We start from the raw sequence: 18,862 nt of genomic DNA on the forward strand, positions 1-18,862 counted from the left end.
ACTAAGATTTTAAAATTGTTTTTTGTTTAAGGTGTAATTCAGTTTGATGGTCAAAAAAAGAGACTATTTTATTAAAATAATCATGTCTGGATTTTGATTTAGGAATCTGAGCATGTGCTGCATTAGAGATAATATGTAATTCTGAAGCAATAGGTATAGCTTTATTGAAGTGATATCCCGCATCATCTTTAATTAGTTCATCTTTTTCAAGATATATAAAAAGAACTTTCTGAAGACTATGAGCTTCTTTAATTCTGTCGATCATTCTTACTCTTTTCCTTAATTTGGGAGCTAATGTATTTAGAGTTTTTAAAGCAAAATTTGCGAAAGGATATTGTACCCAGAAATCATCTAATGTGTTTGCAGCGCTTTCTATAATGGCAAAGTCATATTGATGTTTTTCTGCAAAAGCAATGGTAGCCCATTGCCCACCTAACGAAATTCCTAGATAGCCCAATGCGGTATTCGGAAATATACTATTGGCAGTGCTTCCTGCGGCAATAATATCTTCATAATAATTAAAATTACCAACTTCACTTTCTCCAAAACCGTTGATGTCAAAAATAAATACATTGTATCCTTGGTTCCTTAAGATATCGGTATATCCGTTTTTCAAAAAATAAGCTTTAGCTTCTTTTCCCATAGGATGGCCTAATACTATCGTTGCTTTAGAGTGGTCTTTTTTTGATGAAGCATGCATTCCTTTTAGCAATGCACCTGATTTGCTTTTAAATGATATGGGGTTCCATTCCTTAATTTGCTCTGGTGATAAAGGGTTTTTCCAAGGTATCATGAAACGCCCAAAAAAAGGCTTTTTTGCAATTTTATAATATGTTTTCATTTATTCAAGATTATCTTTTCCATTCTGGAAACAGCATTATTAATGTATTTATGATCGTTGTAGATTCGCATCAATAAAATTCCACCTTCTAGATCCTGAACCATTTGTTCAGCTAGCGATAATGATTCTTCCTTAGAGTAATTAGGTTCTAATAAGATCTGTAATCCCGCGATGAAATCTCCAAAAAAAAGTCTGATTTCATCTTTGTAAATAGGATCTAGGTGTGCGGTTTCTAATGCTGTGTTTGCCATAATGCAACCACTGTTAGCATTTTTAAACATTTTATCCAGGAGTTCGTGAACTTTCTTAAGTTTTTGTTTAGTAGTAAGAGAATCATTTTCAATCACTTTGAATAGGTTGTGTTTGAAATAACTATTTACAGTTGCCAGCACCTCTTTAATTAACTGCTCTTTATTATTGAAGTAATAATAGAAGTGTGATTTCTGAATTTCGCAAGCTTTAGCTAATTCACTCATGCTGCTTTTGGATATACCACGTTCTCTTAGTATCGGTATCACTTTGCTTAGGACTTCTTCTTTAGATGTTTTAGTTTTAGGCATTTTATTGAACGTTCGTTAAAATAATAATTAAATATACTTAGAATTTTTGATTGCCAATGTTTATTTTTACTTAAATTTTTTTAAAGATGCATCCGAACGAAGAAGAGATATTAAAGCAATGTGCTAAAATGTGCGAAAACACATTGATGGAAACCTTAGAGATTTCCTTTTGTGAAGTAGGTGAAGACTATTTAGTAGCAAAAATGCCCGTAACCCCAAGAGTTCATCAACCTGATGGTGTTTTACATGGCGGAGCTATGGTGGCATTGGCAGAGAGTGTTGGTAGCGCAGCTTCGTTTATGTTTCTTAATGCTAAGGATTTCTATATTCGTGGAATAGAGATTTCTGCTAATCATGTAAAGAGTATCCGAGAGGGTTTCGTGTTTGCAAAAGCTGAGATAGTACACCGAGGAAAGACCACACAGCTTTGGGATATTAAGATACGAGATGAAGAGGATCGATTAATTTCTGTTGTTAAGCTAACGACTATTGCTCTTTCTAAACATAAATAGTATGAACCTAGATGATGTTTATGTTAAGGTTCAAGACCAATTAGATCAACAATTACCATTTGTTGTTTACCGAAAATCAAAAACGAATTATTTAAACTTTTTTTTTCAGAAGAATAAGACTTTACATACTGTAAAGAAATATTTAGAATCCGGTTTCGTTTTTGCTCCTTTTGATCATAATAAAGAGGCCGTTTTGATACCTTATAATGAAGATAGTTTTGTTAAAGTGAAGCTTCCTTCGTATGCGATTAAAGGTGAAACTGAAGATTTAGGTAAACATACTTTATTTGCTAAAAACCAAATAAATAAAAAGGAACACATTGATCTTGTTCAAAAAGGGGTACGTGTAATAAATTCTGGAAATTTAAAGAAAGTGGTATTGTCTCGTAAAGAAGAGGTTCCTCTTTCTGATTCGGTCAATGCTTTGGGGATATTTAAGGATCTGATTAGTCAATATCAAAATGCTTTTGTTTATTTATGGTATCATCCCCGAGTAGGAACTTGGCTGGGTGCAACTCCAGAAACTTTGTTGGAGAGTAAAGGGAACGAGATTGATACTATGGCTTTGGCAGGAACTTTACCTTATCATTCTAATGCAGATGTTGTCTGGGAAGAAAAAGAATCAGAAGAGCAAAAAATGGTTGTTGATTTTATACAAAAAGGGTTGTCATTGATATCTAACAAGATTATTTCTTCTAATACCTACACACATCGTGCTGGAACTTTACTTCATTTGAGAACTGATATAAAAGCAATTGTTGATGATAATTATAGTAGAAATTCTAAAATTAAAGAAGTAGTAGAAATTTTACATCCAACACCGGCAGTTTGTGGTCTTCCAAGAGAGGAGGCTAAGTTTTTTATTCTTAATAATGAAGGTTATGATCGTAAGTTTTATACTGGTTTTTTAGGAGAGCTTAACTTAATTAATGCTTCAGAGGTAGAGTCTAATCTGTTTGTAAACTTGCGTTGTATGGAGTTAGAAGAAAATAAAGCAATTGTCTATGTTGGCGGTGGTATTACTAAAGATTCTGTTCCTGAAAAAGAATGGAGGGAAACCGTAAGAAAAACTGAGACTATAAAAAAGGTGTTGTCTTAAATTACTTTCAAAACGTTGGCTTTATTAAGCTGATATTGTAATTTAGCATTTCGAATGAAGAAACATTTATATTCCAAAATCCCTTTAGCGCAGACCATGGTCACTTTGTGTGAAGCAAAAGGGATTAATCATATTGTTATTTCTCCAGGTTCTCGCAATGCACCACTTACCATTGGATTTACCGAAAACCCAAACTTGAAATGTTACAGCATTGTAGATGAACGTTGTGCAGCTTTTTTTGCTTTAGGTATCGCACAACAAATTAGAAAACCTGTGGCACTAGTCTGTACTTCTGGTAGTGCGTTGCTTAATTATTATCCAGCAATTTCTGAAGCTTATTATAGTGATATTCCTTTAGTAGTGCTTAGTGCAGATCGACCTATTGAACGAATCGATATTGGGGATGGTCAAACAATTCGCCAAAAAAACGTGTTTGAGAATCATATTTTGTATTCTGCTAATTTGTATTCTGAAGTTGTTACAGAAAGTAAAATTGAAGATCTTAAGGTTAGACAGAAGTTGCATGAAGCTCAAAAACATAATGAACGAGAAATTAACTTGGCTCTCAATAGAGCTATAGAACAAAAAGGTCCTGTTCATATTAATGTGCCTTTTTATGAACCTTTATACGATAGAATTGAAGAACCAACGGTTAAGCCGAGAAATATTCCGGTAGAATATCCACAGCACAGATTTTCTGAAGAATTGAAATTAGAAATGCTTCAAGAATGGAGTAATTCAAAACGAAAAATGGTGCTCATTGGTGTAAATTCACCTGGAATGGTCGATCACAAGTGGATAGAATTATTAGCAAAGGATCCTTCGGTTTTGGTATTAACAGAAACTACTTCTAATATTCATCACGAATCGCATATTAATTGTATTGATCAATTGATTTCTACTTTAAGTAAAAAGGAATTCGAGTCTCTACGACCAGATATTCTTTTAACTAATGGTGGAATGGTAGTATCTAAAAGGATTAAAGCTTTTCTAAGAAAGTACCAACCTAAATCACATTGGCATATAGACTCTAAAAAAGCATTTGATACCTATTTTTGTTTAACAGAACATATTAAATTACAGTCTAATTCTTTTTTTGAAGAGTTTTTACCAAAAGCTAAATTCGTAAAAAGTGATTATAAATCTTCTTGGCTTTATGTTAGAAATCAAAGAAGGATAGGGCATAAGGAGTATTTAGATCAAGTTTCTTTTACAGATCTCAAAGCTTTTGAAGCTGTTTTTGACACTATTCCAAGTCATCAAATGATTCAGTTAAGTAATAGCTCTACAGTGAGGTATGCACAGTTATTCTCTTTGAATCCTTCATTTCAGGTATTCTGTAATAGAGGTACCAGTGGGATAGATGGTAGTACATCTACAGCTATTGGTGCTGCATTAGTTTCAGATGTTTCTACTACTTTGATTACAGGTGATTTGAGCTTTTTTTATGATAGCAATGGTCTTTGGAATGAGTATATTCCTTCTAATTTCAAAATTATTTTAATTAATAATAGTGGAGGAGGGATTTTTAGAATTTTGCCTGGTAAAGAAGAAAGTAGTAACTTTAGTAAGTTTTTTGAAACAACTCATCAACTTAGTGCGGAACATTTATGCAAAATGTTTGGTTTTTCATATCATACCGCCCACGATTTGGAAGGAGTAGTTCAAGGAGTTCGTAAGTTGTATCAAAATAATAGCTTACCCCAATTGTTAGAAGTTTTTACCCCTAGAAAAGAAAATGATGATGCTTTAATCGGATATTTTAAGCATTTTATCTAAAATTTACATTTTAATACAATTTATTGGTGAAATACTTACTTATTATTCATCTATATTTGAAATATCAATTTAAAATTAACTAAAAACCTAAAACATTATCATCTATGAGCAAGAGAGACGAATTAATCACTAAGTACGCTGCGGATATTAAGGACAAGATCGGACAGACACCTGATATGGATCTTTTAACAAAGGTTACTATAGGTTGCGGACCTTCTATCTATAATGCAGATGCAGCTACAGTATCTGGTAGTGATCAAAGCGAATTGGATACAGTAAAGAAAAACTTTCTTATCAAAAAATTAGGGCTTTCTGATGGACCAAAACTAGACGAAGCTATTGCTTCTGTTATAGAGCAATATGGTAAATCTAACAGAAATAAATACAGAGCTGTAGTTTACTATTTATTGACAAAACATTTTGGTAAAGAATCTATCTATAACTAGTAGAGGATTTTTTATAAAAACTTAAAAGGTGTTCTTATTGGGACGCCTTTTTTCGTTTAATATAGCTCTTAGCAGAGCTAAAGAATTATCTTTGCAAAAAAATAATGGGAACATGCTTAAACTTGGAACATACAACACTTTAGAAATAGTAAAAGATAGAGATCAAGGGATTTACCTTAGTGATGAAGAGGGGAATGAAGTGTTATTGCCAAATAAGTACGTTCCTGAAGAATTTGAGATAGGAGATCAGTTAAAGGTCTTTTTGTATCTCGATAATGCAGAGCGAATAATTGCAACTACTTTAGAGCCTTTTGCTACCGCCAATACTTTTGCGTATTTAAAGTGTACCAGTACTTCAGAAATTGGGGCATTTGTAGATTGGGGGTTAGAAAAGGAGCTTTTTGTGCCTTTTAGAGAGCAGGCTTTCAAAATGAAAAAGGGGAATTGGTATTTGGTGTATGTATATGTAGATGAAGAAACCAATAGGCTGGCAGCATCTAGTAAAACAAATAGGTTTCTTGATAATTCATTGGTGTTATTATCTTCTTATGATGAAGTAGACTTAATAGCTTCTCATCCATCACCGCAAGGGTGGAATATGATTGTAAATCAAAAGCATTTGGGGTTAGTTTATGCTGATGAAATTTTTCAAAAACTCACTGTTGGGGATCAGCTTAAAGGTTTTGTGAAAAAAGTTCGCCCGGACGGAAAAATAGATTTGACTCTTCAGCGACATGGATTCAGGGGTATAGAACCTAATGCCCAACAAATATTAGATGAATTAAAGGCTAGTGGTGGATTTATTGATCTTAATGATAAATCAGACCCTGAGGATATTAAAGATGTTTTTCAACTAAGTAAAAAAAGCTTCAAAAAAGCAATAGGCTCATTATACAAGGCTCGTAAAATAATTATTGAAAAAGATGGAATACGTTTATCTGAGTAAGTAATATACTAGCTAGTTTAATCTTGCACCAGTTATTGGGCAATAAATAGCAGTATATTCACTAGCGTCTTTATAAGCTGTATTTTTTAACTCTCCACTATTTGTAGGTCGACCTGTAAAATTACCATTACTTGATATTGTAAAGGATCCTGTTTTTTCCGGAAAAATAGAAGGAAGGGCTACCTTGTATTCTGGTTGTATAAATTTGTTTTTCGGTATTTGTAGCATTGCTGGTTCAGAGCTCAATTGTCGTTTTCTTAAATCTACAGTAAAATCTAACGGAGTTAAAGTGTATTTAGAAAGTTTAATTGGGCTTTTGATGATTGATAATGAAGGTTTGTTTTCTGTATATGTGATGGAATATTTTGCTACTAAATTAACTGTGTTTTCTGATAATTTTTGCCAATCAACTTTTTTAATACGTTGTTCTTGTCCAAAAACTCCGAAGCACATGCTTCCTATAAGTAAACCTACTACAAACTTCATATGATCTTATCTTAAATGATAATCAATATATAAAAAATTATGCAAAACTACCTTTGTTTACACAAAATTAGATATAAAAAATGTAATTGATGGATGTTTATGTATTTTTCAAAACTAGCTATATAGGATATATTGTCTTATTTTTGATATCTAAACAAATCAAAGAAAAATGAGTTCAATAGATTGGAAAATCGCTAAAGAATACGAAGATATCACCTATAAAAAATGTAATGGAGTAGCAAGAATTGCATTTAACCGCCCTAATGTGCGTAATGCATTCAGACCAAAAACTACAAGTGAATTATATGATGCTTTTTATGACGCACAAGAAGATACTTCTATAGGGGTTATTCTTCTTTCTGCAGAAGGTCCTTCGACTAAAGACGGAGTATATAGTTTTTGTAGTGGAGGAGATCAGAAAGCAAGAGGTCACCAAGGGTATGTTGGAGATGATGGAATGCATAGGTTAAATATTCTAGAGGTTCAGCGATTGATTCGATTTATGCCTAAGGTGGTTATAGCTGTAGTGCCAGGATGGGCTGTAGGCGGGGGGCATAGTTTACATGTTGTTTGTGATATGACTTTGGCAAGTAAAGAGCATGCAATTTTTAAACAAACAGATGCTGATGTTACTAGTTTTGATGGAGGTTATGGGTCTGCGTATTTAGCCAAGATGGTTGGTCAGAAAAAAGCTCGAGAAATTTTCTTTTTAGGAAGAAATTATTCTGCTCAGGATGCATATGAGATGGGAATGGTAAATGCCGTAATTCCGCACGAGGAGCTGGAGGATACTGCATATCAATGGGCTCAGGAAGTTCTTGAAAAGTCTCCTACTTCTATAAAAATGCTCAAGTTTGCTATGAATCTTACGGATGATGGAATGGTCGGACAACAAGTTTTTGCTGGAGAAGCAACACGACTAGCTTATATGACAGAAGAGGCTAAAGAAGGTAGAAATGCATTTTTAGAAAAAAGGAAACCTAATTTTAAAGACGTTAAGTGGATTCCATAGATTATTTGCTTAATTTTCTAAGGGTATTTTATAGTTTTTTGACAATAAATTTTCAGTACTTAAAATGTAACATCAGTTAATTTTGGTATTGACTTTCAGATTTGATAACTTATCATCATGGATAAAGAGAAAGAAGAACTTTTATCAATACGATATCGAATAGAAAAATCTGACATAAAGCAGCAAAGCTTAGAGGATAGTATTGAGGCTATTTCGGATGAATTAGAGAAAAGTAAGAAAAATAGAAACTTGCTTATAATCGTTTTTATCACGGCATTGTTTTTAATAGCAGGAGGAATGTACTATTTGTTGAGAAAAAACGTTTTATATCCTGGTGAAGCTAGTGCTGTTAATACTTCTCGTGTAGATCAAATCCAAAAAATTAATGATTCTTTAAAAGTTGAATTGTTAAAACTAAAAACTGATATTACAAAGTATAAAACAGCTTTGATGCCTGATCAGGATTCAGTTACCTTGGCTAATGAAAAACTCAGAGATACATTACTGAATATTCAACGTGGCGAAGATGAAGAATCTAATGTAAGTTTAGAAAGACGACATTGCTATGTAAAAAGAGTGTATAGAAAAAATGATGTGGTTTTTATAGAGGCAGATTATGTTGAGTATTATGAAGGTAGAAAAGCGGTAGAGAAAGCTAAGGAGAATGGCAAAGCAGAGTATGATATTAATAATAAAGGAGATACTTTGTATTTTTTATATGACAATCATTATGTTCGAAATAGAAGTTCTAAAATAAAAATTCTGGAACTTGATGACAATGCAAGGATTAAAATTAGTAGTATTAATAAAATTTCATATAATTTTCCATTAAAAGCACTCCAAAAAGTAATAAAGGATAAGCCTATTTTAATTTTAGAAATTAAAAATGGTATTGTATATAGAATAACCGAACAGAAACTCTAGTAGTGTGTCTTTTTTGAATAACCCCAAATTTCCTCATACCCATGAAAGTTATTAAAGATGAAGACCTTTTATCATTACATTATCAGATAGAAAAGGCAGAAGTACAACAACAAAAACTAGAAGAACTTCTTAGGAAAAAATCAAAAAAACTAGAAAAGAGTAATCGTTCTGCAAAGATTTTGGGGATTACCTCTATCGGGTTATTATTGTTCACTGTATTTTTACTAATGAATTCTTTTCTTGATGATTCATTACAGGGAAATGATATTGCTGAGAATGTAAATATCACAGGGTTTCATGAGGAATTAGATTCTCTTAGAATGGAGTTAACCGAGTTGGAGCAAAATAAAGCGGATTTAGAAGTGATTAAGGATTTATACCTGTATAGAAATCTTATTAATAAGGATATTGTTTATTCCGTACAAATAAACTCTTTTAGAGGTAGTAAAGGAGATAAGGTTTCTGCGCTTTCCGATAAGTACATTAATGGAAGAGTGTACAGTGATACTTCCTTTTTTAAGTTAAGTCTTGGAGTTTTTGAAACCTTACCTGAAGCACAAGAATATCGTAAAACCTTAATGGAATCCGGTTTTAGTAAAAATATTTTCGTGATTTCTTATAAAGATGGAAAGCGAATTAAAATTGAAAACCCAAATTAGATTATCTTAATTTAGGATAACCTGTAGGATTTGCTTCGTGTATAATCTCATAAGTCTTTTCAAAAATATCTTCCACTGAAGGCTTACTAAAATAATCTCCATCCGTCCCAAACGCAGGGCGATGTGGTTGTGCACTTAATGTTTGTGGCGCACTATCCAAATGTTTATAGATATTTTGTTCGTCTATAAGTGTTTGAAGGATATAGCCTGTTGCTCCTCCAGAAACATCTTCATCAATGATTAATATTCTATTGGTTTTTGCAACACTTTTAACGATATCGTGATTTAGATCAAAAGGAATTAGCGATTGTATGTCAATCACTTCTGCATTAATACCTACAGATAATAATTCTTTTGCTGCTTGTTCTACTAGTCTTAATGTTGATCCGTAGGATACTAAAGTGATATCTGTACCTTCTTTGATCGTTTCTACAACACCTAGTGGTGTTCTGATATCAGGAAGGTTAGAAGGCATTTTTTCCTTAAGACGATATCCGTTAAGACATTCTATAACTAATGCAGGTTCATCACTATCTAATAAGGTGTTATAAAAACCTGCCGCTTTAGTCATATTTCTAGGGACTAATATGTGCATGCCTCTTAATAAGTGGATTAAGCCACCCATCTGAGATCCAGAATGCCAAATTCCCTCTAGTCTGTGTCCTCTGGTTCTTACGATAAGTGGAGCTTTTTGCTTAGCAAATGTTCTGTATCGTAAAGTGGCTAAGTCATCACTTAATCCTTGAACACAGTATAATATATAATCTAAATATTGAATTTCTGCAATTGGTCGCAAACCACGCATTGCCATACCAATTCCTTGTCCAATAATAGTGGCTTCACGGATACCTGCATCAGAGATTCTAATCTCTCCGAATTTTTCTTGTAACCCTTCCAATCCTTGATTTACATCCCCAATCTTACCGCTATCTTCGCCAAAAATCAATGTTTCGGGAATCCTGCTGAATATTTGATCAAAGTTGTCTCTAAGAATAACTCGGCCGTCTACTTCTTGACTGTCTTGATCATATATTGGTTGTACTTCTTGGATATTGGCGGCTTTAGATTCAAATTCACTATATAAATGATCACTATACTTTGGTTGAATTATACCTATATATTTGTTTATCCAATCCTGCAGTGCAGTTTTCTCAGGATAGTTTTCTTTAGTAATATAACGTAAGGTCTTTCTGGTAGCTTCAAGAATATCCTTACGAATAGGCTCTTCTTTTGCAGAAAGTGTATGAATTAAAGGAGATATGAAGTTTTTGTTAGCACTTTTATTTTCTACAGCTCTAAGAATCTCCAGAGCTTCGTTTTGTTCTGCTTTAATTTCTGACAAATATGCATTCCACGCACTGTTTTTACCTTGTCTAACCTCTTTTTTAGCACTCTTTTCTATTTTTAAAAGATCTTCTGCAGTAGCTATATTGTGCTCAATAATCCATTCCTTAAATTTCTTGTTGCAATCGTGTTCACGTTCCCAGTTTAATCTTTCTTCACTTTTATATCTTTCGTGAGATCCTGAAGTAGAATGCCCTTGAGGCTGCGTTAATTCTTTAACATGGATAATTACCGGAATATGTTGTTCTCTCGCAAGGTCTTCTGCAGTTTGGTAGGCATCTACTAATGCAGGATAATCCCAACCATTAACTTTGATGATCTCATAACCTTCATGATTTTCATCTCTTCTGAAACCTTCTAAAATTAGAGAAATATCTTCTTTAGTGGTTTGGTGTTTTGCGTGTACAGAAATTCCATACTCGTCATCCCATATACTAATCACCATTGGTACTTGTAAAACACCTCCTGCATTCACAGTTTCCCAAAATAAACCTTCACTAGTACTTGCATTACCAATGGTTCCCCAAGCAACTTCATTTCCTTTAATAGAAAAATTAGTATGGTCAGATACACTCTTTTCGTTTCTGTATACTTTTGAGGCTTGTGCTAAACCAAGTAATCTAGGCATTTGTCCTGCAGTAGGAGAGATGTCTGAACTAGAATTTTTCTGTTGTGTTAGATTTTTCCAGCTTCCATCTTCATTAAGACTATGCGTTGCAAAGTGTCCACCCATTTGTCTTCCTGCGGCAAAAGGCTCTTTCTCGATATCAGTATGTGCATACAGGCCAGCAAAAAATTGTTCTACAGTATATTTCTCTATCGCCATCATAAAGGTTTGATCGCGATAATACCCTGATCTAAAATCCCCATTACGAAAAACTCTAGCCATTGCTAGCTGTGGTAATTCTTTTCCTCCTCCAAAAATTCCGAATTTTGATTTACCGGTAAGTACTTCACGACGGCCTAGTAAACTACACTCTCTACTTAGCAAAGCTATCTTGTAATCTCTAAGTATTTGATTTTTATACTCTTCGAAAGAAATATTAGGGGTAGTAACTATTTCAGGCTGCATGTGAACGATTTTTAATGAGAGCAAATTTAGTTAAAAAACTAGCCATTTGCAAATGAAGAACTCTTAAATCCTTTAAGGATATCTTACTTAAAAAGACAATTTATTGATAAATTATCTTTTTTGGTTGGTATTTTAAGGATTGATTAACAAATATTCAATTTTTTCACATTTATTGAATATGTGGTTTAAGTAGGGTTAATACCACTCTCTAGTGAAGAGGCCTATTAGTGTTTCCGGACTTAGGGTGATAATAAATCGAATTTGCTGATCGTAATTAGGCTGAGCAATTTCCCAACCTTTATTAGAATATATAGGAAAGAAAACCTCAAAATAATCTGCAACTAAACTAAGCCTTACTCCACTGTCATAAACAAATTTAGGAGAGATGCCTTTGTTTTTAACTAAACCAACATCACCATAGGCATAAATCCAGTTCCATATATTGGTATTAGCATTAAAAGTAGTTATCCATCTGTTTGCAAAAGGATACTCTAGTTTAGATTTAAAACCTCCTTCTGCCAAAATTATTTGTTGGCTGGTTAAGCCTGTATCTTCGCTTCTTCCAAGATAATTAAAGTCAAATAGATAATCTGTGGGTCTATCTAATGCAAAGCTGAAGAAATCCTCATCTTTCTCAGTGTCATTGAATAGAAAAGTTCCTGCGAATAATCTTAGATTAAGTTGACGGTTGTTTAAAAATATCTTTCTATAATTAAAAGTGGTAGATATTTTACTAAAGTTTTTCGCAATTTGATAATCAACTAAATATGAAGTTAAATCTAAAAGGTTAAAATCTGAATAATTATATCTTACATTAAATACACTATAATCAGGAGTGCTTACAGGGTTAGCTTCATCACGATCTCTAAATACATTAACGCTTCTTAGAGAGAGTCGTTGCCTTTCATTAGATCTTAGGTCTTTTGGCCTAAAAGAAAAACTTACACTAGGAGAAAATCGTTTAAACAATAGGTCAGGAGCATAGCTAAACATATTACCACTTGCTCCAAAACGAATTTGGTATAAACCATAATCTGCTATTTGATGTCGATATGAGAAACCGGCTGAGCCTAATAACTTATTGGATTTAAAACCATAAAAAGGAGTAATTTTATAGTCAAAAGGTCTTCTAATAATAGTTTTGTTATAAAACTTAGAACCAATCGTAAAACCATCATACACATTAAATTCGAATTCAGGTATGAAAAATACCTGACTATATCTCGGATCTTCAACATCTTGTAAAAACCTGAATTGTATGGGTTTGTTAAGAATCCATTTTAGGTTTCTGTAATTATTTCTTCTGTTGACCTCAGGTATATTTTGATCATAATCCAAAACTAGTTTGTCCAGGTCTTCATTAGCGATGGTTACTTTTTTGGTCCCGGAAATGTCAGAAACCCAAGTTTTAGAGATTACATTTTTATCCCTCATTCCATAAAGAGAAACTGGCATTTTACTATTCCAACCATTCTTAATAGTGACCTCGATAGAGTCTTCACGTTTTTTTACGGATTTAATTCTAAAATCCAATTGCTCCTTTGTGGAAACATAATCTTCAAAAAACCAATCTATGCTTTTAGGAGAAAGTGAAGTAAGTATTTTTTTATATTCCTTAGAACTAGTAAGTTTTAGTAGATTTTTAGTATAAAACTCTCTCAGGCTTTCAGCTACGATATTATCATCTTCCAGGTAATCTTCTAAATATTTAAAACCTACTCCGGCTTTATAAGCATTAGCGATATTAGCATTGAATTTTACTAATTTGTCACTTGGCGTATCTAGTGGTTGATCCAGAAATAGTCTTGCCATATTTTTGTATGCAAGAAAATATTGATCATTAAACTCCAGGTCTGCCGCATGAAACCATCTGATACCTATGATTTTACTAAGATTACCAATAATTTTCATTTTTGGGTAATATTGTTCTGTATAAGCCATCATTAGATAAATATGTATGGCATCTTTTACCCATGCATCATATCTGGGGTTGAGCAACAAAGTTCGATCGAGATAATTTTCTGTAATCGTTTTTAGTTGTTTGATTTCATATTGAAAACCATCAGGAAAAGGTCTTAAGATATCTGGTAATTGGTTTAATCCGTATACTGGGTTGTTTTTATAATCACTTTCAGAAACCACAATTTTATCAAAAGGATAGGGCCCTAACCTATATTCTAGAAATTTTATGATGCGTTCTGTAGCGACAGATTTCATTTCTGGCATCAAATCATTGTCTTCTACATTACTAACAAATTCTACACCATTAGCCGGAAAAGTGTAAAAGGTTTTTTGCCTTTCTATATATAGATTAGCTTCATTTCTATCTTTACCATTAAGCCGGATAACCTTTTTATTTTCTTCTTTTGATTCTGAAATAATTTCCTGCTGAAACTCGCTAAAGATTTCGTATGCTGATGGAATAGTTAGGTTTATCTGATAATCAGCAATAGGAGCATATATATCATCCAGATTTTTGTTGCTATAAATATTCCATTTAGAATCATATACAGCGGGTAGCATATACCAGTATCGCAAACTAAAGTTTCCATTATTGTGATATCCATAGCGGGTAAACTTATCACTAGGGATTTTAACTAGATATTTTAGTTGAAATGTATAACTAGCGTCTGGTTTTAGTGGTTGTTCTAAACCAACTTTAATAATATCGGGATTTCCTTCAGGTCGGAACCAAGTAAGATTGGCAGAAGAGTTTTTATCAATTATAGATTTAATTGTGGTAGATCCTCGTTCATAATCTTTGGCATAATAGAATCTTTTGAGAAAATCTTCAGAGAAGCGTTCACCCAAAGGGGTAACTTTACTCTTAAAACTATTAGCCCAATCTAATAAATATATTTCCTGAAGTACATCATTAGATGAGTTTACATACGTAATCTCTTGGTTAATGGTAATAATTTTCGCATCAGTATCCAAAAAACCGTCAATAGAAACACTATGCTGAGAGTATACTGCACAAAAAGCTAATAAAGCAATAATGTTATGAACTATCTTTTTTGAATCCAAAATTTTACTGTAAGGTTATACACTGTTTTTTGATTAGATGCGAAAATAAGCAATAGGTAAACAAAATTATTATTAGAAATTTGGACTTAAGTTATATTCTCCATAGAATTTATCTAAAATCTTCAATACTTCAGCAGGAGTATCTACTACATGAATCAGATCTAAATCCCCTGGACTAATATTTCCGAATTTTTCTAATAATGTATTTTTAACCCAATCAATAAGTCCTCCCCAGAACTCGGTACTTACAAGTATAATAGGGAATTTGGCAATCTTTTTAGTCTGAATCAACGTCATCGCTTCGAATAACTCATCTAATGTTCCGAAACCACCAGGCATAACTACAAAACCTTGAGAATATTTCACAAACATTACTTTGCGGACAAAGAAGTAGTCAAAATCCAAGCTTTTATCACTGTCTATATAAGGGTTATCGTGCTGCTCAAAAGGTAATTCGATATTTAGTCCAACAGATGTTCCTCCTCCTAAGTGAGCTCCTTTATTACCTGCTTCCATAATACCGGGGCCACCACCGGTGATGACTCCATAGCCGTGATTTACAATTTCTTTGGCTACATCCACAGCTAGTTCATAATATTTATCATCCGTTTTAGTACGTGCTGATCCAAAAATAGAGACACAAGGTCCAATTTTACTCATCTTTTCGAATCCGTTGACAAATTCTCCCATAATTTTGAAGATTGCCCAAGAGTCATTAGTCTTTATTTCGTTCCACCCTTTGTGGTGTTGTTCTTTTCTCATAAATATATATTTAATTTAAGATGCTAATTCTTTCTTTAAAAATTTAGCAGTATAACTTTTTTTATCTTTAATAATTTCTTCCGGCGTACCTTTGGCTACGATTTCTCCACCGCCTTTTCCGCCTTCATATCCAATATCAATAATATAATCTGCCATTTTGATGACATCCATATTATGCTCTATGATCAATACCGTATTTCCTTTATCGACCAATGTGTTCAGTACTTCCATCAATACACGAATATCTTCGAAATGTAATCCGGTTGTAGGTTCATCCAGGATATAAAAAGTATTTCCGGTATCTCTTTTAGATAATTCTGTAGCTAATTTGATTCGCTGTGCTTCGCCACCGGATAGAGTTGTGGATTGCTGCCCTAAAGTTATATAACCAAGTCCAACATCTTGGATGGTTTTTAGTTTTCTTGAAATCTTTGGGATATGCTCAAAGAAATTACAGGCTTCGTTAATAGTCATTTCCAGAACATCAGAAATAGATTTTCCTTTATATCTGATCTCTAAAGTTTCTCTATTAAATCGTTTTCCCTGGCAAGTTTCGCATTCTACATAAACGTCTGGCAGGAAATTCATTTCGATAACACGTAATCCACCACCTTTACAGGTTTCGCATCTTCCACCAGCTACATTAAAACTAAAACGCCCGGGTTTATATCCACGAATCATCGCTTCAGGAGTTTTAGCAAACAAACTTCTGATTTCTGAAAATACACCCGTATATGTTGCTGGATTAGATCTTGGTGTTCGACCAATAGGGGATTGGTTGATATCTATAACTTTATCTGCGTTATCTAATCCTTTAATGCTTTTATATGGCATTGGTTTTTTTACACCATTAAAATAATGCGCATTCAGAATAGGGTAGAGTGTTTCGTTAATCAAGGTAGACTTTCCGCTCCCTGAAACTCCTGTTACCGCAATCATCTTTCCTAAAGGGATATCTAGAGAAACATTTTTTAGGTTATTTCCTGTTGCTCCTTTTAATGAGATTTTTTTACCGTTTCCTTTTCTGCGTTTAGCCGGAACTTCTATTTCTTTTTTTCCGCTTAAATAATCTGCAGTCAGAGTATCGTGTTGTTGTAGTTCTTCAGGAGTACCTTCACTTATAATTTCTCCACCGTGTTTACCGGCCAGAGGTCCTATATCTATCACATGATCAGCACGTTCGATCATATCCTTATCGTGCTCAACAACAATTACCGAGTTACCAATATCCCTAAGCTGAACCAAGGAGTTAATCAGTTTTTCATTATCTCTTTGGTGTAAACCAATACTAGGTTCATCAAGAATGTACAGCACTCCAACTAGCTGTGATCCAATCTGTGTTGCCAAACGGATTCGTTGTGCTTCCCCTCCTGATAACGATTTACTACTTCTGTTTAATGAAAGATAAGTAAGCCCGACATCTACTAAAAACTGAAGTCGCGCATTAATTTCTTTTAGGATTTCACCTGATATTTGTTTTTGCTTTTCGTTTAAATGATTTGGTAAATCTTTAAACCATGTTGCAAGTTCTACAATGTCCATTGCAGATAGTTCCGCAATATTTTTTTTATGTACCTTAAAATAAAGAGATTCTTTACGTAATCGAGAACCGTTACAATCTGGGCATTGAACGTTATCCATAAAATCTCTTGCCCAACGTCTTAATGAAGTAGAGTCATTATTATTATAAGTGTTTTCTATAAATGTGGCAACGCCTTCAAAATCAATTTTATATTCACGAGTAACTCCTAATGTCTTGCTATCAATACTAAATTTCTCTTTCCCTCCATGAAGAATGATTTCCATGGCTTCCTCCGGAATCTTTTTGATTGGATCACTTAGTTTAAAATCAAATCGTTGTGCTATTAATTCTAATTGTTTAAAAATCCAATTGTTCTTTTGTGGTCCCTGAGGTACTAAACCACCATTTTTTATTGATTTGGTATCATCGGGAATAATCTTTTTAATATTTACTTCATAAAGATTTCCGATACCATTACATTTTGGACAAGCACCCTTTGGAGAGTTAAACGAAAAGTTATTAGGCTCTGGATTGGGATATGAAATTCCGCTTGACGGGCACATTAGACTTCTACTAAAGAAACGTGCTTCTTGAGCATCTTGTTCTATCACCATTAATACATCATCACCGTGATACATAGCAGTATTAATGGTTTCCATTAGACGTTTAGAGTCTTCTTGCCCTTCAGCCGGAACTAATCTGTCAATTACAATCTCTATATCATGAGTTTTGTATCGATCTAGTTTCATACCCTTGGTGATATCTTTAATTTCACCATCGGTACGTACTTTTACAAATCCTTGTTTGGCAATTTGCTCAAAAAGCTCTCGATAATGTCCTTTTCTGGATCGAACAATAGGCGCAAGGATGTTAATTCGTTTTCCTTTAAAATCTTTTAGGATAAGATCTTTGATCTGTTCATCACTATAGCTCACCATTTTTTCACCAGTGTTATAGCTATAAGCATCACTTCCTCGAGAGAATAATAGTCTCAGGAAGTCATAAATTTCTGTGATTGTACCTACGGTACTACGTGGACTCTTGCTGGTTGTTTTTTGTTCTATGGCGATTACTGGAGAAAGCCCATCAATTTTATCCACATCCGGACGCTCTAAACCTCCTAAGAATTGACGTGCATAGGCAGAAAAAGTTTCGATATAACGTCGTTGCCCTTCAGCATAAATGGTATCAAATGCTAAAGAAGATTTACCCGAACCGGATAATCCTGTAATAACAACTAGTTTTTCGCGAGGTATGGTAACATCAATATTTTTTAGATTATGTACTCTTGCCCCTAAAACTTCAATATTTTCTTCAGATACTACCATAAAAATTTAACCAAGATTGCAAATGTAGTTATTTGATTGCTTTTAGTAAAATAGGTTTAGTTTCGTGTTTGTTAAATACGTATTATTTTTATCAGAATAATAATCGTAATGTTATGGATTCTAGTATTTAAAATGTTTTGAAGATAATTATGTTTGCAAAAATATTTGTTGAGATTAATTTTTGATTATCAATCTTATAGGGGAAAACCCTTGGAGTTAATAAGGTGAATCCCTAGTGATACTTTTCTTTCAACATATATACTCGTAGGTGTTTTGTAATCCTTTTTTTAATTGTTTTTTAAGATTTGCTTACGAAATGATCATTGTACGGATACGCTATTTGATCGCTTTTCTTTTGGCTATTAAAAAATATTTCTCTTTCCTTTTTTAGTATTGATTATCCAACATAAATCTAAAATACTTGTGTTTTTTATTAAAATAAGACCTTTTTTAACACTTTACATGAAAATTATTGGGCTATTTGAGGATATGCTTTTTTATGGTTTAGTTCTATCCGGAAGTTTGTAACTTATTGTATACAAA

At 33.3% G+C, this 18,862-nt stretch carries 15 protein-coding genes; 8 read left to right on the forward strand and 7 right to left on the reverse strand.

The features are described 5' to 3' along the window. Position 1 precedes the first annotated feature (1 nt). The gene (locus tag J8M14_RS03680; RefSeq protein WP_211073173.1) at positions 2-841 is read right to left on the reverse strand and encodes an alpha/beta hydrolase; all 840 of its coding nucleotides are present in this window, start codon (positions 839-841) and stop codon (positions 2-4) included. After that, positions 838-1,401 carry a TetR/AcrR family transcriptional regulator gene (locus J8M14_RS03685; protein WP_211073174.1) on the reverse strand — a complete coding sequence of 188 codons (564 nt, stop codon included), beginning with the start codon at positions 1,399-1,401 and terminating at the stop codon, positions 838-840. The genes J8M14_RS03680 and J8M14_RS03685 overlap by 4 nt, the downstream gene beginning before the upstream one ends. A gap of 86 nt (positions 1,402-1,487) precedes the next feature. Here J8M14_RS03685 and J8M14_RS03690 point away from each other — a divergent pair, with 86 nt between their 5' ends. The 5 genes from J8M14_RS03690 (at position 1,488) to J8M14_RS03710 (ending at position 6,183) form a co-directional block, all read left to right on the forward strand. Further along, positions 1,488-1,913, forward strand: a complete 426-nt coding sequence (locus tag J8M14_RS03690; RefSeq protein ID WP_211073176.1) for a hotdog fold thioesterase — start codon at positions 1,488-1,490, stop codon at positions 1,911-1,913. A gap of 1 nt (position 1,914) precedes the next feature. Next, entirely contained in the window at positions 1,915-3,012 is a 1,098-nt protein-coding gene (locus tag J8M14_RS03695) for an isochorismate synthase (protein WP_211073178.1), read from the forward strand. A 54-nt stretch (positions 3,013-3,066) separates the two neighbouring features. After that, a complete protein-coding gene (menD, locus tag J8M14_RS03700) occupies positions 3,067-4,791 on the forward strand; it encodes a 2-succinyl-5-enolpyruvyl-6-hydroxy-3-cyclohexene-1-carboxylic-acid synthase (protein WP_211073180.1) in 1,725 nt (574 codons plus the stop codon). Between the two features lie 104 nt (positions 4,792-4,895). After that, positions 4,896-5,237, forward strand: coding sequence for a DUF2853 family protein (locus J8M14_RS03705; RefSeq protein WP_211073182.1), 342 nt, complete (start codon positions 4,896-4,898; stop codon positions 5,235-5,237). Between the two features lie 112 nt (positions 5,238-5,349). Then, complete coding sequence (locus J8M14_RS03710) at positions 5,350-6,183, forward strand: S1-like domain-containing RNA-binding protein (RefSeq protein ID WP_211073185.1); 834 nt, start codon at positions 5,350-5,352, stop codon at positions 6,181-6,183. A 12-nt stretch (positions 6,184-6,195) separates the two neighbouring features. Here the strand turns inward: J8M14_RS03710 and J8M14_RS03715 are convergent, their stop codons facing one another. Then, positions 6,196-6,669, reverse strand: a complete 474-nt coding sequence (locus J8M14_RS03715; RefSeq protein WP_211073187.1) for a hypothetical protein — start codon at positions 6,667-6,669, stop codon at positions 6,196-6,198. Positions 6,670-6,838: 169 nt separating this feature from the next. Here J8M14_RS03715 and J8M14_RS03720 point away from each other — a divergent pair, with 169 nt between their 5' ends. From J8M14_RS03720 to J8M14_RS03730, 3 genes are all read left to right on the forward strand, one after another. Continuing rightward, positions 6,839-7,681 carry a 1,4-dihydroxy-2-naphthoyl-CoA synthase gene (locus J8M14_RS03720; protein WP_211073190.1) on the forward strand — a complete coding sequence of 281 codons (843 nt, stop codon included), beginning with the start codon at positions 6,839-6,841 and terminating at the stop codon, positions 7,679-7,681. A gap of 117 nt (positions 7,682-7,798) precedes the next feature. Next, on the forward strand, positions 7,799-8,605 hold the full coding sequence (locus tag J8M14_RS03725; protein ID WP_211073192.1) for a hypothetical protein: 807 nt from the start codon (positions 7,799-7,801) through the stop codon (positions 8,603-8,605). A 41-nt stretch (positions 8,606-8,646) separates the two neighbouring features. Continuing rightward, the gene (locus J8M14_RS03730) at positions 8,647-9,264 is read left to right on the forward strand and encodes an SPOR domain-containing protein (protein WP_211073194.1); all 618 of its coding nucleotides are present in this window, start codon (positions 8,647-8,649) and stop codon (positions 9,262-9,264) included. A gap of 1 nt (position 9,265) precedes the next feature. Here the strand turns inward: J8M14_RS03730 and J8M14_RS03735 are convergent, their stop codons facing one another. From J8M14_RS03735 to uvrA, 4 genes are all read right to left on the reverse strand, one after another. Then, on the reverse strand, positions 9,266-11,680 hold the full coding sequence (locus J8M14_RS03735) for an alpha-ketoacid dehydrogenase subunit alpha/beta (RefSeq protein WP_211073196.1): 2,415 nt from the start codon (positions 11,678-11,680) through the stop codon (positions 9,266-9,268). 195 nt (positions 11,681-11,875) lie between these two features. Beyond that, complete coding sequence (locus J8M14_RS03740) at positions 11,876-14,707, reverse strand: metalloprotease (RefSeq protein ID WP_211073198.1); 2,832 nt, start codon at positions 14,705-14,707, stop codon at positions 11,876-11,878. Positions 14,708-14,779: 72 nt separating this feature from the next. Beyond that, a complete protein-coding gene (locus tag J8M14_RS03745) occupies positions 14,780-15,469 on the reverse strand; it encodes a TIGR00730 family Rossman fold protein (RefSeq protein ID WP_211073200.1) in 690 nt (229 codons plus the stop codon). 15 nt (positions 15,470-15,484) lie between these two features. Further along, the gene (uvrA, locus tag J8M14_RS03750) at positions 15,485-18,319 is read right to left on the reverse strand and encodes an excinuclease ABC subunit UvrA (RefSeq protein WP_211073202.1); all 2,835 of its coding nucleotides are present in this window, start codon (positions 18,317-18,319) and stop codon (positions 15,485-15,487) included. Positions 18,320-18,862: the final 543 nt, after the last annotated feature.

The sequence above is a fragment of the Aquimarina sp. MMG016 genome (assembly GCF_018100805.1).
In the GTDB taxonomy this organism is placed as follows: Bacteria; Bacteroidota; Bacteroidia; order Flavobacteriales; family Flavobacteriaceae; genus Aquimarina.